Here is a 15,879-nt window from a genome sequence, read left to right as displayed (position 1 = left end):
TTTGGAATACCGGACATTTATAGGGGAGTGGCCATGGGAGTTGTATTACGACGGCGGACACCGGCTTATGCACTGGGCCATTCGTCCCAATTAACAGAATAATTCCATGTGCCGAGGACTCGCCCGAACACTACTATGACTCTCGTTGTTTGGCCGCCGGCGGGCAGGCGACGGCCGCTCCCTGTGCTTCGGGAATATTCCTTGACCTGCCCACTCAAGGCGAAACGGACAGCGGCCATCGAGACCACTGCTCCGCGCAGGCAGACACACACTACTGCAATAAAGACGACGGTCTGGACAACTGCGAACAGGGCTGCAATTGCTGTCCCGAACCTGCGCCTGGCGGAAATCCTGTTGGACCCGGATTACCGCCCCGACTGGGCGAACTGGCAGGCCGCCGCCAACGCGGATCACCGCGAACCCTGTAGCCGATCCTATTTCAATGGCCAACAGCCCGCGCGAGCAGGGTTCTCCGCTGGTACTCAACGTGCGTATCCAGCCGACACCGGAAAATTCACTGCCGGCGGGGCGGGCTCGGGGCTTGATCGCATTTGACGACTTCGGCAGCTGAGCGGCCTCTACTACACTGACTGCCGGGAAATGAATTCAGGGAAGAAACGGTGGCCCATCGGCGAAAGGGAACTCGCGCGCCGCACCTGTTCCTGGCCGTAGCGCTCGGGGTGGCGGCCTGCACGCCGCTGCCCGCGGACCTGGGGCGGAGCCAGGTGGTCGATCAGGTGCGGGCGCGGGGCCGGCCGGCAGAAGCTGTGGATCCAGAGCTGGTCCCCACGCTGGTATCCGAACTCGGCGCCGCGCCGCTCACCGCAGACAGCGCCATGCAAATCGCGCTGATCAACAACCCGGAAATTCGCGCCCACTACGCCAAACTGGGCATCGCCGCCGCCGATGTGTATCGCGCCGGGCGCATCCGCAATCCGGTCTTTTCCGCTGCGGTGCTGGATTCCAATCGCGCCGGCGACGTGAGCCAAAACACCTACAGCCTGGTCGTCTCCCTTTCCGATCTGATTACCCTCCCCGCCCGCAGACGCCTGGCAGAGGCGGAATTCGCCATAGTGCAGCGGGAAATCGGCGCCGAGCTTCTGCAACTGGCGGCGAAGGCGGAGGAGGCCTTCTACCATTTTGTCACCGCAAAACAAGTGGCCGCCATGCGCGCACAGGTGGCCAGGGCCGCCGACCTTTCGCGGCAGCTGGCGGAGCGCTATTTCCAGGCCGGCAACCTGACCCCGCGCCAGCTGGCGCTGGAAAATGCGGCGGCCGCGGAGGCGCAGATAAACTCACTAGAGGCGGAGAACGCCGCCTTCGCCGCGCGCACCAAACTGGCGGCGATTCTCGGACTTTCCGTCGCTGGCGACTGGGATGCGCCGACGCAGCTGGCACTGCCGGTGGCCCGGGAGGACGAACTGCACCAGCTGTTGCTGTTGGCGCGGGAAAACCGCCTGGACTTGGCCGCCGCCATCGCGCGGACCGATCGGCTGGCGGACAAGCTCTGCTATAACAACTGGCGGCGCTGGCTGGGCGAACTGGATATCGGCGTAGAGTACGAACGCGAGACCGACGGCGCGCGTCTGCTGGGTCCCACCCTCGAGTGGGAGATCCCCATTTTTAACCAGCGCGGCGACCGACTGCTGGAGGTGGATGCCGAACTGCAGAAGGCCATCAGCGAAGTCGCGCGGCTGATGCTGAACACCGACAACGGCGTGCGCCTAGCCTACGTCGGCACACAGAATGCCCGCGCGCGGGTGGAGGTGTACAGGACCCGTCTGGTGCCTGCCCGTATGGAGGCAGTGGCCCAGGCGCAGTTGGAGGAAAACTTTATGCTGATCGGCACCTTTGAACTGCTGCTCAGCAAGCAGCGGGAATACGACGCCTTCCAGGGATACCTGCAGGCGCTGGGTGATTACTGGGTGGCTCGCGCTGCGCTGGCGGAAGCCGTGGGCCGGCGCCTGCCCAGCAGCGACAGCATCGCCCTCGGAGCCGTGGATCCCCACGAATACCTGCGCCCGGCGGCCGGCGGAATGCGCGGAATGGACAGCGCCATGCCCGGCGCGCGGAAAGAGGCGGAAAAGCTCCCACCCCACCATGCAGAGGATGCTCAGGAGGCGCCGGAAGATGCACATCGTCACCACTGAGCGGCGCAGCAGCGGAGACTCAATATGATTTCGCGGCGGAGATTTTTGCAGGCCGGCGGCCTGGGTTCACTGGGTGCGGCGCTCGCCGCGCAGGCAACAGGGGACGACGCCTATCCGCCGGCCGCAGCGCAACCGAAAGCCGCAAGAGTGCCCGTTCATGCGCCGGTGCGCACCCTCAACGGCTGGACTCTGCCCTATGTAATGAAGGACGGGGTCAAGGAGTTCCATCTGGTGGCAGAGGAGTTCGAACACGAGTTCGCCCCCGGCACCGTGGCCAAATGCTGGGGCTACAACGGCACCACCCCCGGGCCCACCATCGAGGCGGTGGAGGGCGACCGGGTGCGCATACTGGTGACCAACCGCCTCGGGGAGCACACCACCATCCACTGGCACGGCATCATTCTTCCCAGCGGCATGGACGGTGTGGGCGGCGTGTCGCAGCCACATATCCAACCCGGCGAGACCTTCGCCTACGAGTTCACCCTCAAACAGCACGGTACCCATATGTACCACCCCCACGCGGATGAGATGGTGCAGATGGCGGCGGGCATGATGGGAATGTTCATCATCCACCCGCGGGAACCGGAACCGGTACCGGTGGATCGCGACTACTGCCTGCTCCTGCACAACTGGATGGTTCACCCCGGCACCTACCGGCCCGACCCATCGGTGATGGTGGAGTTCGACCTGTGGACCTTCAACAGCAAGGTGTTCCCGGCCATCGATCCCATAGTGGCGCGCACCGGCGAGCGAGTGCGGATACGCATGGCCAATCTGTCCATGTGGAACCACCCCATTCACCTGCACGGAGCCCAGTTCTATGTCACCGGCTCCGACGGCGGCCGCTGGCCCCGCTCCCAGTGGCGCAGCGAGGCCACCGAAATCGTCGCCGTGGGCCAGACCCGCGATATCGAGTTCACCGCCGTCCCCGGCGACTGGGCCTTCCACTGCCATATGGCCCACCACACCATGAACGCCATGGGCCACGAGATCCCCAACCCCTTGGGCGTGGATCAGAGCGGCGTTGCGGACGAAATAAAAAAGATGTTGCCGGGCTTCATGCCCATGGGCCGCTACGGTATGGCGGAACACCAGGAGCACACAGAGATGGGCCTCCCGGGACCGGAAAACACCCTGCCGATGTTGGTGGGGGTGGGCCCCTACGGCAATATCGAGATGGGCGGCATGTTCACCCTGGTCAAAGTGCGCGACGACCTGGAGCCGGGGGACTACCGCGACCCCGGCTGGTACAAAGCGCCGCCCGGCACCGTGGCCTGGCGCGTGAGTCGCGATCCCGATTTCGGCGAGCCGCCGCGCCGGTCCGGATGAGAAGCCCGCCTTGCCAAGACGGCCGCTGGCCTCTAGGATAACGCGGGTTTCGACCAATCGATTTTTCCTATGCGCACACCGGCTGCCATGACACTGCTGCTGTTGCTGCTCCTGGCCATCGCCGGCCGGGCGCTGGCGGCGCCCTGTGCCGAAATGGATAGTCACGACGAGGCAGTACAGGCCCCCGCCGAGTCTATGCTCGGCATGGACCACAAGATGCACTGCGACGAAGCAACGGTGACCAGTCACTGCAGTGAGACCACTACAACCGGCGAGAACACCGACTGCGACCAGACCTGCGGCTGCTGCCCCGGCCACTGCGCTGGCGCCCTGCCCGCCGGTGACCTCCAGGCCGCCGCGCCGCTGCGCAACACCCCGGCCACCGCCTACGCGGAAATCAACTCCTCCCCCGAGCCCGAAACCGCCATTCGCCCACCGATCCACCCCTGATACGGGATTGGTGCGCCCGTCGCTGGCACCTTTCTTTATTTCCTGACCCCGCGCGCCCGGAAAACGGCTGCGCCTGTCCAATGACCTGAAATGAGGCCATTCCATGAACCGTAAACTGTTCGCCGCCTGCCTGGGCGGCCTGACTCTGCTGGCACTCTCCGCCTGCGCTGAAGACAACTCCGCCGACAATGCCGCCGCCGTCGAACTGACCACCTACAAAAGCGCCACCTGCGGCTGCTGCAAGCTCTGGGTAAAGCACGCCGAAGACCTCGGCTTTGCCGTTACCGCCCGCGATGTCGACGACCTCGGCGCAGTGAAAAGCCGCCACGGCATAGAACCCGAATTCCAGTCCTGCCACACCAGCGTGACCTCGGACGGTTACGTTTTTGAAGGCCATATCCCGGCAAAGCTGGTCCGCCGCTTCCTCCAGAACCCGCCCACCGGCGCCCGCGGTCTCGCAGTGCCGGCCATGCCCCTGGGCAGCCCGGGCATGGAGTACGAAGACAAATTCACTCCCTATCAGGTATGGCAGCTCAACCGGGACGGCAGCCGGGAGGTCTACGCCGAGATCACCACCGCCGCGGAACAGTTCTGAGGTCAATATAAATGGAGAAACCGAATAACGGCAGAATCCAATTGCCACAACTGTCCCGGCGTACTTTTGTTACCGGCCTCGCCGCAGGCGCTGTTACTGGCGCCGCCGCCAGCGCCCTGGCCCTGCCGAGCGGCCTGCGCGCCGCTTCCCCGCGACCGGAACCCCGCCAGGCGGTGCAGACACTGCGCGGCAATCACTTCGACCTGGGCATCGGCTACACCAGGGTAAACTTCACCGGCCGCGAGCGGCAGGCCACCACGGTCAACGGCAGCTTGCCGGCGCCGATCCTGCGCTGGAAAGAGGGGCAGAAGGTCACCCTGAATGTCACCAACAACCTGGCCCACGACAGCTCCATCCACTGGCACGGCCTTATCCTGCCCACCGATATGGACGGCGTACCCGGCCTCAGCTTCAACGGTATCCAGCCGGGGGAAACCTATCGCTACGAGTTCCAAGTCAAGCAGAGCGGCACCTACTGGTACCACAGCCACTCCGGCTTCCAGGAACAGACCGGTCTCTACGGCGCCATCGTAATCGACCCGGCGGAGCCGGACCCGGTGGCCTACGACCGCGAATACGTCGTACTGCTGTCCGACTGGAGCGACGAATCGCCGCTGGAGATCTACGGCCACCTGAAAAAGGAAAGCCACTACTACAACTTCCGCCGACGCACCGTGGGCGACCTGTGGAGCGATATCCGCGAAAAGGGCGTGGCCCGCACTTTCCGCGAGCGCGGAATGTGGAACCGGATGCGCATGTCCGATACCGACATCTCCGACGTGACCGGCTACACCTACACCTACCTGATGAACGGCCAGACCCCCGAAGATAACTGGACCGCGCTGTTCAAACGCGGGGAGAAAGTGCGCCTGCGCTTTATCAATGCCGCCGCCATGACCATCTTCGATGTGCGCATCCCAGGCCTGAAGATGACCGTAGTGGCCAGCGACGGCCAAAATATCGAGCCGGTCACCGTGGACGAATTCCGCATCGGCGTGGCCGAAACCTACGACGTGATCGTCGAACCCGCGGACGACCGCGCCTACACGCTGTTCGCACAGGGCATCGACCGCACCGGCTTCGCCCGCGGCACCCTCACCCCGGAATTGGGCCTGTATGCGGAGGTACCGCCCATGGACTATGCACCGGTGTTGACGCATCGCGACATGGGGATGGGACACGGGGACCACGGTTCCCCCCGGGAGCGCGGAGCTCCAGCTCCGCATACGGGCCACGGGCCCGCCGCAAGCTCCGGGGAAATGCACGGCGGCATGGATCACAGCCAGCACGGCGACATGGGCAACATGGATCACAGCCAGCACGGCAGCATGAATTCGATGGATCACAGCCAACATAGCCCGGGTTCCGATACCAACTACACCCCGTACGGCGGCCGCGGCAATCTGGGCGGTATGCAGGGCGTGTGGTTCACGGAGAACCTGGGCCGCGCCGGCCACGGCAGCAACAAACCCATAGTGCACCTGCCCAGCGAGTTCGCCTACACGGTGGACATGCGCGCGGATCAGCCCATGGATGGCCTGAACGACCCGGGCATCGGGCTTCGCGATCACCAGCAGCGCTACGGCCGCCGCGTTCTCAACTACGGCGATCTGCGCAACCTCACTCCGACTATCGACAAGCGCGAACCGGAACGGGAACTGCAACTGCACCTCACCGGCAATATGCACCGCTATGTCTGGTCCATGGACGGCATCCAGTTCAACGATGCCGAACCGCTGATGCTCAAGTACGGCGAGCGGATTCGCATCACCCTGGTCAACGACACCATGATGACCCACCCCATCCACCTGCACGGCATGTGGAGCGAACTGGAAACCGGCGATGGGAATCGTATTCCGCGCAAGCACACGATACTGGTGCAGCCGGGCGCCAAGATCAGCTACCTGGTCACTGCGGACGCCTACGGCCGCTGGGCCTACCACTGCCACCTGCTGTTCCATATGCCCGGCATGTTCCGCGAAGTGCGCGTGGTCTGAGGAGATAGAAGCAATGAAAAAATTTGTTTTACTGGCCGCGCTGATCGCATCTGGTGCCAAGGCGCAAACCGCCTATCAGGACGGCGACAAGCACGAAGACGCCGATATCCCGGATCATGTGATGGATCACGAGAAGCTGTTCACCATGGGCAAGCTGGACCAGTTGGAAGTGCGCGAAGAGGATAGCGATGCGCTCAAGGGCGACCTCTGGTTCGGCGGCAACCGGGACAAGCTGTGGCTCAAGGGGGAGTTGGAACGGGAGAACGGCGAAACCGAGAACGCGGAACTGCAGGCACTGTACAGCCGCGCGGTGGCGCCCTTCTGGGACCTGCAGATGGGTCTGCGCCATGACTTCAGGCTGGAAGACGGGCCGAGCAAGAACTGGGCGGCCATCGGCTTCCAGGGGCTGGCGCCCTACTTCTTTGAAGTGGACGCGACGCTGTTTGTCGGCGAGGGCGGCGACAGCGCCATGCGCCTGGAGGCCGAGTATGAACTGCTGTTTACCCAGCGATTGATTTTGAGCCCGGAAATTGAACTCGATTTCTACGGCCAGAACGACCCGGCCACCAACACCGGCTCCGGCCTCTCGGACATGGAAGCCGGCCTGCGCCTGCGCTACGAAATCACCCGCCAGTTCGCGCCCTATATTGGCGTACACTACGAGAAGAAATTCGGCGAAGCGGCTGGTTTTGCCCGCGCAAAGGGAGAAAGTGTCAGCGACACCACCTGGGTGCTCGGCCTCCGCACCTGGTTTTGACCGCTCCTACACCCATAACAAATGCTCAGGAAATAAATCATGAAAATTTTTACCCCCACCCTCTTGATAATCACTTTATTGCTCACCCAAGCGACCCATGCCCACGACCCAAGCCAGCACAAAGACAAGTCAGAAAAACCCCAGTGCGCCGCACTCAAAGACATGGACATGGAAAAAATGGACAAACAGGATCCGGTCACCCAGGCACTGATCAAAAAGTGCATGAAACAGCTGCACCCGGAAGAAAAACCCGAAACAGAAAAATAACGGAGCCGACAATGACGGCGATAAAAACCCTCTTGCTCACCGCGATTGCCCTCTGCCTCGGCTTCGTGGCCTTCATCTACTCCGGCACCTACCCGGCCGGTGCCGACGTGCCGCACACGGCATTTACCCACTGGGCACTGGAAACCCTGCGCGACAGATCCATCGAGCGCGCATCGAAGGATATACAGGTACCAGACCTGGACGACCCGGAACTGCTGATCGAAGGCGGCCCGGATTACAACGAGATGTGCGTCGGCTGCCATTTGAAACCTGGTGGAAAGGAGAGCGAACTCAGCCAGGGCCTCTACCCGGCGCCACCCAATCTCACCAAGCGCGCCGGCGATCCCCGCCGCCAGTTCTGGGCGATCAAGCACGGCATCAAGGCCTCCGGCATGCCCGCCTGGGGCCCCACCCACGACGACCAGCGTATCTGGGCCATGGTGGCCTTTCTGCAAAAACTGCCGGAGTTGACGCCACAGCAGTACCAGATACTCACCGCGCGGGACGAAGAGGTCCCCGGCCACCATCACTGACCTGGAAAAACACCATGCAAAAATTATTCAAGGCTCTCTGCGCTTCGGGATTCTCAATTTTGCTGAGCGCAATACCTCTTGCCGCCACCGCCCACGGCGACAAGCCCTACGGAGAAAAAGACCCGGCGATGTTTTCCGGCATGGAAACCGGTGCAGGAAAAACCGTACAGGAATTCCATCGCGCGTTGCGCGAAGGCGACGAGGATGCCGTACTGAGTGTACTGGCGGACGCAGTGGTTATTTTTGAAGGGGGATCGGTAGAGCGCTCGGCACAGGAATATGCCGGCCACCACCTGCCAGCGGATATCACCTTCCTGAAACAGATGGACGTCTCCCAGCAGGAACTGCAGGTACGGGAGGGGGAGGACCTGGCCTTCTCCTACGGGCGCTCACGGCTGCAGGGAGAGTACAAGGGTAAATCGCTGGACCTGCAGAGCATGGAAACCCTGGTACTCAAACGCATCGGCGATGAGTGGAAGATCGTGCACGTGCACTGGTCGAGCAAGTAAAACGCTGGAATCTGCGTTGCGGGAGCCTGCCCTGCAGGCTCTCACAGGAAGCTCCCTGACGCCGAAGCCCCGGGGAATCATCTTTGCACCGCAATGTAATATCCGGGCTGGCGCGCCCGCATACGCCGGCTCATTAACCAAAACCCACCCCATCCAGCGGACTCGTCACACCCCGTTCATGAGCGCCGACCACATGGGTATAAATCATGGTCGTATTGATATCGCTGTGTCCCATCAGCTCCTGAATACTGCGGATATCTGTACCGGCATGCAGCAGGTTGGTGGCAAACGAGTGCCGAAAGGTATGGCAACTGGCCTTTTTGTGAATCCGTGCCTCGGCCAGCGCCCGCGCAACCGAACGGCGAACCTGTTGCTCGCCCAGATGGTGACGGCGAACCACCTGGCTGCGCGGGTCCAGCGCGCGATTGGGCGCAGGGAACACATACTGCCATGCCGAGCTTACCGGTGCTTTCGGATACTTCTTCGCCAGCGCGCCGGGCAAATACACCGCCCCAAAGCCCTCGCTCAAATCCTGCTGGTGCAGAGCCAGCGCCAGCTGGACCTGCGCGCGCAGCGGCTCCACCAGCGTATTCGGCAACAAGGTGCGGCGCCATTTCTCCCCCTTCGCCTCGCGCACAAACAGGCACCCCTGCCCGAAATCCACATCCTGTACCCGCAAGCGAACCGCCTCCATCACCCGCAGCCCCGAACCGTACATCAGGCTCGCCGCCAGCTTGTGATCCCCGCGCATCAGCGACAGTACCCGCACCGCCTCCTCATGGGTGAACACCGTGGGCAACCTGCGCCCCTTAGCCGTTCGGTTGAACTTCAACTCCCCCAGCTCCCGCCCCAGAAACTGCTTGTACAAAAACACAACCGCATTCAGCGCTGTCTTCTGCGTATTGATTGCAACCGATCGATTATTAGCCAGGTGACTCAGCCACACCTCCACCTCCGCCGCCCCCATCGTCTCCGGATGACGCTTGTCGTGAAAGCGGATGAACTCCCGAATCCACCCGCAATAGCTCTTCTCCGTGCGGTAAGCCATATGCCGCGCCCGCATAAACGCCCGCAGCCGGTCCATTAAACGGACGGGCTGGGCTGGTAAAGGGACTGGAACATCAATCATCTGCGACTCCTTGCCTGATGCATGAAGGTTGTGCTGGCTATATATACAGTATTGGCGGCACGAGCGCCAATGGGAAAATGATCACCGAGGCCGATATCTCAGCGCAGAATCCGCAATTGCCAGAAATCACAATAGAAACAAGTGGTTACACTTCCCCTCTGGAAATGGGATAGGAGGCGCGGTGATCACTTTGCCAAAAGCGGGAGCCATACAAGAATCCTCTACAACCTTGACCTCGCGGGGCTTTGCGGGCATTCTGTGCGAAATTTCACCAAGAGATATCGGCCTGGGGCAAAGTGGCCTTGGAGGCCACTATATAAATGTTATTGTTCTGGCCCGCAGAGCCGCCGCCAAGTAAACCTTTGTGTACTTGGCAGGAAAATGAAAAACATCCAACTTCGTAAAGCCTGGATCTCAAGCACTGGATTTACGAGACGATTTTAATTGCCTTCAGAGGCATCCATCCTAAAAGTTGGATGGAGGCGGCGGGGGTAGTAAGGTGGAGCGTTCTGGTCTGGATAATCGCAAGATCAAAAGAAGGTGGTGCGTTGTACGCAACAGTGCCACTCAAAGTATGTTTGTTTTTACCGGCTGAAAGTTTGGTGCGCTGTAGCAATTTTCTGTCTAAAGCGCGTCAACAATAACAAGGCCAAGCAGTTCGCTCCGGGCCTTCGGCCCTCCGCGGGACGCCCAACGCTGTGCACCTTTTGCGCGGTCGCTGCGCTCCCATTATTGCGCAAAAGGCGCACAACGTTGGTCGCCCCTGTTGGCGGCGTTAGCGTTTTTTTAGAGTGTCGCCGCTTTTTAAATGAAAATGAGCGGTCGGCATTGAGAAGAAAGTACTGCGTTTCAAAGTACAATCGCTGAAGCGCTGGCACAAAATGTTTTCGTTTAGAATTCGGTAGTACTGATTCTAAAGGCATTTCCTGGAAGCGGCTCGGAGAGTCGGTGCCAGGTTCGGAGCGGTGGTTGCGGAAAGTTTGCGTTCCAAGCTGAGTCCGCTGCGTAATTCGGTGGGGTTAAGTGGTTGCGGCCAGTCCGTTCTCCGTAGAGATGTTCGGAGTTTCATCATCGCGCTAACAATGCGTTGCAGGGGACGGCTAACTTTGTGCACTTTATTGCGCGGTCGCTTCGCTCCCATTTTCGCGCAATCAAGCGCACAAAGTTAGCCGCCCCTGAACGCGGCGTTATTGTTCTGGCCCGCAGAGCCGCCGCCAAGTAAACCTTTGTGTACTTGGCAGGAAAATGAAAAACATCCAACTTCGTAAAGCCTGGATCTCAAGCACTGGATTTACGAGACGATTTTAATTGCCTTCAGAGGCATCCATCCTAAAAGTTGGATGGAGGCGGCGGGGGTAGTAAGGTGGAGCGTTCTGGTCTGGATAATCGCAAGATCAAAAGAAGGTGGTGCGTTGTACGCAACAGTGCCACTCAAAGTATGTTTGTTTTTACCGGCTGAAAGTTTGGTGCGCTGTAGCAATTTTCTGTCTAAAGCGCGTCAACAATAACAAGGCCAAGCAGTTCGCTCCGGGCCTTCGGCCCTCCGCGGGACGCCCAACGCTGTGCACCTTTTGCGCGGTCGCTGCGCTCCCATTATTGCGCAAAAGGCGCACAACGTTGGTCGCCCCTGTTGGCGGCGTTCAGGCTGTAGAAAAACTCTTAAAACCCAGCGTTTTTTGGTAAAATTTGACCCTCAAAGGGAGGGGATATGCCAAATTTCAGAAAATACAGCTACAGCCAGGACGCCATGGTCGTCATTAACTTCGAAGACCAACTCCAGCCTGGCACTTTCGAGTTCACTCTCCACCGTTTGATCGACGGGCGTATCGACCTCTCCCCCTTCTACGACAAATACAGCAATGATCAGGGCGGCAGAGCCGCTTACGATCCAGCGATTCTGCTCAAGATCATCCTGTTTGCCTACGCCAAAGGCATCACCTCCAGCCGCGAGATCCAGTGGCAATGTGAAAACAACATCATCTTCAAAGCCCTCTCCTGCGACGCCGTCCCCCACTTCACCAGTATCGCGAGCTTTGTCAGCGGCTACCCCGACGCCATTGAGTCTGTCTTCGAGCAGGTACTGCTTGTCTGCGACCAGCAGGGCCTACTGGGCAATGAACTCTTTGCCATTGACGGCTGCAAGATGCCCTCAGACGCCTCCAAAGAGCATTCCGGCACTTTCAAAGAACTGGAACAGAAGCGAGACAAAATCCAGAAGAAGATCCGGCATTGCATCGAAGAGCACAAACGGCTCGACGGGCGAAAGCCCAAAGAGCGAGACCGAAAGAAGCAGCTCGCCCAGGCCACTGAAACCCTCCAAAAGCACTTCGACAAGATTGATCAGTTCCTAAAGACGGCAACCCCAAGGAAGGGGCAAGGAAAGAACCAGAAAGAAGTAAAGAGCAACATCACCGATAACGAATCCGCCAAAATGACCACCAGCAAAGGCACAATACAGGGCTACAACGGTATTGCCGCCGTCGATAAGGAACACCAGATCATTGTCGAAGCCCAGGCCTTTGGCTCCGGCCAGGAACAGCATACGTTGAAGTCGATTCTGGACGGTATCAGAAAGCGGTATCGTGATACCGGAATCCATGACGATATCCTCAAAAGTCAGGTAATCGTAACCGCAGATACCGGGTTCTCCAGTGAGGAGAATAATGATTATCTCCGCAAAGAGAACATCAACGCCTACATCCCTGACAATAAGTTCCGATCCAGAGACAAAGCTTTCTCTAAGCAGAAAAAGAAGTATGGTAAGCGGAATCAGTACAATGCCAAAGGCCAGAAGAAGATCATCCCGGCCAGCGAATTTCAAATCGATGCCAAGAACAAGATCTGTATCTGTCCGGCCGGAAAGTCTCTTTGGTTCGTTGGTGAATCTCGACCTGTCAAAGGTAAAAGAAAGCTGGTCTTTGAAGGTAACCTGACCGACTGTCGCAGCTGCCAACTGAAAGACCAGTGTATGCGCAATCCAAGTGCCGCCGACACAAGGGAGGGGCACGGTCGCCAGGTATCGATTACAGTGACCAATGGCCACACCGCGACAGATTGGATGAAGCGACGCATCGACAGCCAGGAAGGAAAGGTGATCTACGGGCACCGAATGTCCGTGGTGGAGCCGGTATTTGGCAATACAGGCACCAACAAGGGCCTAAATCGATTCACGTTACGCGGCCTGGACAAGGTCCAGGGGCAATGGAGGATGTTCTGCTTGGTGCATAACATTGAAAAGCTGATGAATTATGGAGCGATTCACTGAGCCAGAAGGCTCTTGACGAAGCCTCTCGATTGACTGCGCAGATTGGATGACTATATGGAAGGACTGTGTTTAAATCGGGCTCAATGATCAATCAAAATATGGCTGGAAGAGCTGATTCTCCGAAATAGTTTTTCTACAGCCTCGTTAGTTGCGACATGAAGTTGCATAAATATATGTTGTAATTCGAGGTTTTTCGCAGTTGACGAGTTCGTGCACTACTGGCGAATTCAACAGAAAAGTTTTCGAAAGCGCAACCTGGTGTTCTACCACCAGTATCCTACCCACCATGCGAAACGGATTTGGTATGAAGCGCTGGGGACAATGAACCCTGTTAAGAGGAACCGTGAGGGGAATCGGAACTGCCAGTGTCAGGCGGTCGGGGGCTAGGATGGAGTGACATGATGAACATATGTGAAGAATCGTTGACGTCCCGTGAGACGCCAGATCTGCCAAAGACACTGATAGGCAGTCACCAAAACGGTAAGCAATCTCGGTCGTAACCTTGATAACGTGGGTTGCGCGTAGACACCGCATTGCCGGGATACAGATTCCATCTAACTCGCTCGTTAAGGTATTTATGCAGAACATGGCAATGTCGTAGAGCCTTCACGGAGGAAGAAGGTAGCCAGTGATGGAGCCGGAGACTCTGCGTCCATGAGATGGGGGAAAAAGCGAATGATTTTCTGTAATGGAGAATATACGGATTCAAGATTTGTCCGGCACGAAAGTGAGCAGACGTCCCCTCGGTGCTTTGTTGCGAGAGAATTTGCAGAATGGATTTTATGAAGGAAGGCAAATGATGGCTGAAAAAGCTGGTGCACCTTCAAGCGATGCCCAACGATGGCTGGCGATTGACTGGCCGGAAGTGGAAAAGCACGTTTATCGACTGCAAGTGCGTATCGCAAAATCTATACGCGAACAGCGGTGGGGTAGAGCTCGCGCTCTGCAACACCTGTTATCGCGCTCGTTTGCAGCGAAAGTATTGGCTGTTAAACGGGTCATATCCAATAAAGGAAGCCGCACAGCGGGTGTTGACGGGGTGCTCTGGACGTCACCGGGTCAATACTGGCGTGCGGCGCAAAAACTAAGGACAGCCGGTTATCGAGCGCAACCGCTGCGCAGGATCTATATTCCGAAAAAGAACGGCAAACGCCGCCCTTTAGGAATACCTACCCTTCACGACCGGGCAATGCAAGCGCTCTATGCGCTGGGGCTTAAGCCGATTGCGGAAACCACGGGAGATAAACATTCCTACGGATTTCGAGAGAAGCGCAGCCTGCACGATGCCTGCAAGCAAGGTTTTATTGTTCTGGCCCAAAGGACCGCAGCACAATGGGTTCTGGAAGCTGATATCAAAGCCTGCTTTGATCGCATCAGTCATGAATGGTTGTTGACGCATATCCCGCTGCCCAAGCGGGTGTTAAGGCAATGGCTTAAAGCGGGGTATATGGACAAGGAAGCACGCTACGAAACGGAAGACGGCACCCCGCAAGGTGGCATTATATCGCCGATCCTGTGCAATATGGCACTAGACGGTTTGGAAGAGTTGGTCGTTCCTGCCTCGCGCAGTCGCGGGCGCAGTAAACTGCACGTCATTCGATATGCAGACGACTTCATTATTACAGGGAAGAGTCCAGCTGCTCTGGAGGAAGAGGTTCGGCCAAAGGTTGAACGTTTCCTGGCAGAGCGCGGATTACAGCTCTCAGAAGAGAAAACGCGCATCAGTCATATTGAGCAAGGCTTCAACTTTCTGGGCTTTCATTTTAAAAAGTACCGAAAAACCTTGCTGATCCAGCCTCAAGACGGTAAAACCCGAGAGTTGCTTATGAAGGTGCGAGGCGTGCTGAAGCAATATCGCGGCATTCCGTTTCACGCCCTACTGGCAAAACTCAACGCTGTGATCAGAGGCTGGGCCTATGCGTATCGACACGTGGTAGCAAAAGAACGCCTGAGTTACGTCGACGACAAGATCTATCCACTGGTGAAAAAGTGGCTTCAAAGGGAACACCGATCTAAGACGTGGGCATGGATCAGAAAACGCTACCGTGAGCGCTTCAAAGGTCGTATTGAGTACGGGTGCTACTATCCGACAACGTCGGGTCCAAAACTCATACGGTTGTTCAAGGCCAGTGACCTGCCGATTCGGTATCACAGCAAGATACGCAGTGATGCCAATCCATATGATCTGGAGGACAGCGATTACTTTGAAGCGAGAGCCAAGAAGCAGCGGGTGAATGCACGACGGGATCGAAGGTTCCTGAACAGCTCGTCGTATGAGAAACTGGCCGCCTAAATGGAGGCCATATTGGATATGAATAGGTGGGTCGCTTGTGCGGCCTTCAAAGGGCTTGAGCTGTATGATGGGAAACTATCACGTACAGTTCTTATGGGGCGAAGGGCCGCAAGGCCCTTAGCTACCAGGTGCGTTAAATCAGAGTTTAAGCAATGGTAAAAGGAAATTGTAACTGTGGGGCGGTGTCGTTTGAAATAAACAGAGAAATTTCAGATGTATTTATATGCCACTGCTCAATTTGTCGCCGATCGACCGGAAGCATGGGAATCGCTGTTAGCATCGTAGGTAAAGCTGATTTTAAGTGGTCGAAAGGTAAAGATCATGTCCGTCTATGGTCAAAGCCAGAACATGATTGGCAAACGAGTTTCTGTGAGATTTGTGGCTCTCCGGTTCCCGGTGAAAACGATGAAAAGAATATGTATGTTCCTGTAAGCTTAATATCCACGGATACCACTAATCTTAAAGTAGCACATCATCTTTTTGTTGGCTCCAAAGCTGAGTGGGAAGAAATTGGGGATTCAGGTAAACAGCACGTTGAGGGCTATAGTGGGTAATCCGCCTAACAAGGCGCTGCTGAGGGACAGTTTACTTTATGCACCTTTGTG

At 58.0% G+C, this 15,879-nt stretch carries 14 protein-coding genes; 13 read left to right on the top strand and 1 reads right to left on the bottom strand.

Annotated elements, in window-relative coordinates:
* The first annotated feature begins 442 nt into the window (after window positions 1-442).
* From PP263_RS20580 to PP263_RS20535, 10 genes are all read left to right on the top strand, one after another.
* On the top strand, window positions 443-571 hold the full coding sequence (locus PP263_RS20580) for a hypothetical protein (protein WP_308365925.1): 129 nt from the start codon (window positions 443-445) through the stop codon (window positions 569-571).
* 49 nt (window positions 572-620) lie between these two features.
* Window positions 621-2,150: a TolC family protein gene (locus tag PP263_RS20575; RefSeq protein ID WP_308365924.1), complete on the top strand. Its 1,530-nt coding sequence runs from the start codon at window positions 621-623 to the stop codon at window positions 2,148-2,150.
* 24 nt (window positions 2,151-2,174) lie between these two features.
* On the top strand, window positions 2,175-3,479 hold the full coding sequence (locus tag PP263_RS20570; protein WP_308365923.1) for a copper oxidase: 1,305 nt from the start codon (window positions 2,175-2,177) through the stop codon (window positions 3,477-3,479).
* Between the two features lie 69 nt (window positions 3,480-3,548).
* Window positions 3,549-3,929 carry a hypothetical protein gene (locus tag PP263_RS20565; RefSeq protein ID WP_308365922.1) on the top strand — a complete coding sequence of 127 codons (381 nt, stop codon included), beginning with the start codon at window positions 3,549-3,551 and terminating at the stop codon, window positions 3,927-3,929.
* 103 nt (window positions 3,930-4,032) lie between these two features.
* Complete coding sequence (locus PP263_RS20560) at window positions 4,033-4,524, top strand: DUF411 domain-containing protein (protein ID WP_308365921.1); 492 nt, start codon at window positions 4,033-4,035, stop codon at window positions 4,522-4,524.
* 11 nt (window positions 4,525-4,535) lie between these two features.
* Window positions 4,536-6,521: a copper resistance system multicopper oxidase gene (locus PP263_RS20555; RefSeq protein ID WP_308365920.1), complete on the top strand. Its 1,986-nt coding sequence runs from the start codon at window positions 4,536-4,538 to the stop codon at window positions 6,519-6,521.
* A gap of 13 nt (window positions 6,522-6,534) precedes the next feature.
* Window positions 6,535-7,278: a copper resistance protein B gene (locus PP263_RS20550; protein WP_308365919.1), complete on the top strand. Its 744-nt coding sequence runs from the start codon at window positions 6,535-6,537 to the stop codon at window positions 7,276-7,278.
* 39 nt (window positions 7,279-7,317) lie between these two features.
* Window positions 7,318-7,545: a hypothetical protein gene (locus PP263_RS20545; RefSeq protein WP_308365917.1), complete on the top strand. Its 228-nt coding sequence runs from the start codon at window positions 7,318-7,320 to the stop codon at window positions 7,543-7,545.
* An 11-nt stretch (window positions 7,546-7,556) separates the two neighbouring features.
* Window positions 7,557-8,078, top strand: a complete 522-nt coding sequence (locus PP263_RS20540; protein WP_308365916.1) for a cytochrome c — start codon at window positions 7,557-7,559, stop codon at window positions 8,076-8,078.
* A 14-nt stretch (window positions 8,079-8,092) separates the two neighbouring features.
* A complete protein-coding gene (locus PP263_RS20535) occupies window positions 8,093-8,587 on the top strand; it encodes a nuclear transport factor 2 family protein (protein ID WP_308365915.1) in 495 nt (164 codons plus the stop codon).
* A gap of 133 nt (window positions 8,588-8,720) precedes the next feature.
* Here PP263_RS20535 and PP263_RS20530 read toward each other — a convergent pair whose 3' ends face one another.
* Window positions 8,721-9,671, bottom strand: coding sequence for an integron integrase (locus PP263_RS20530; RefSeq protein WP_308368647.1), 951 nt, complete (start codon window positions 9,669-9,671; stop codon window positions 8,721-8,723).
* 1,753 nt (window positions 9,672-11,424) lie between these two features.
* Here PP263_RS20530 and PP263_RS20525 point away from each other — a divergent pair.
* The 3 genes from PP263_RS20525 to PP263_RS20515 all read left to right on the top strand — a co-directional run bounded on the left by PP263_RS20525 (window position 11,425) and on the right by PP263_RS20515 (window position 15,828).
* Window positions 11,425-12,981: an IS1182 family transposase gene (locus tag PP263_RS20525; RefSeq protein WP_308364408.1), complete on the top strand. Its 1,557-nt coding sequence runs from the start codon at window positions 11,425-11,427 to the stop codon at window positions 12,979-12,981.
* 796 nt (window positions 12,982-13,777) lie between these two features.
* On the top strand, window positions 13,778-15,274 hold the full coding sequence (ltrA, locus tag PP263_RS20520; protein WP_308365914.1) for a group II intron reverse transcriptase/maturase: 1,497 nt from the start codon (window positions 13,778-13,780) through the stop codon (window positions 15,272-15,274).
* 152 nt (window positions 15,275-15,426) lie between these two features.
* Window positions 15,427-15,828 carry a GFA family protein gene (locus PP263_RS20515; RefSeq protein WP_308365913.1) on the top strand — a complete coding sequence of 134 codons (402 nt, stop codon included), beginning with the start codon at window positions 15,427-15,429 and terminating at the stop codon, window positions 15,826-15,828.
* Window positions 15,829-15,879 lie beyond the last annotated feature (51 nt).

This window comes from Microbulbifer sp. TB1203 (assembly GCF_030997045.1).
In the GTDB taxonomy this organism is placed as follows: domain Bacteria; phylum Pseudomonadota; class Gammaproteobacteria; order Pseudomonadales; family Cellvibrionaceae; genus Microbulbifer.
The sequence above is the reverse complement of the archived record's forward strand: the minus strand, read 5'-3'. Positions and strand labels throughout refer to the sequence as shown.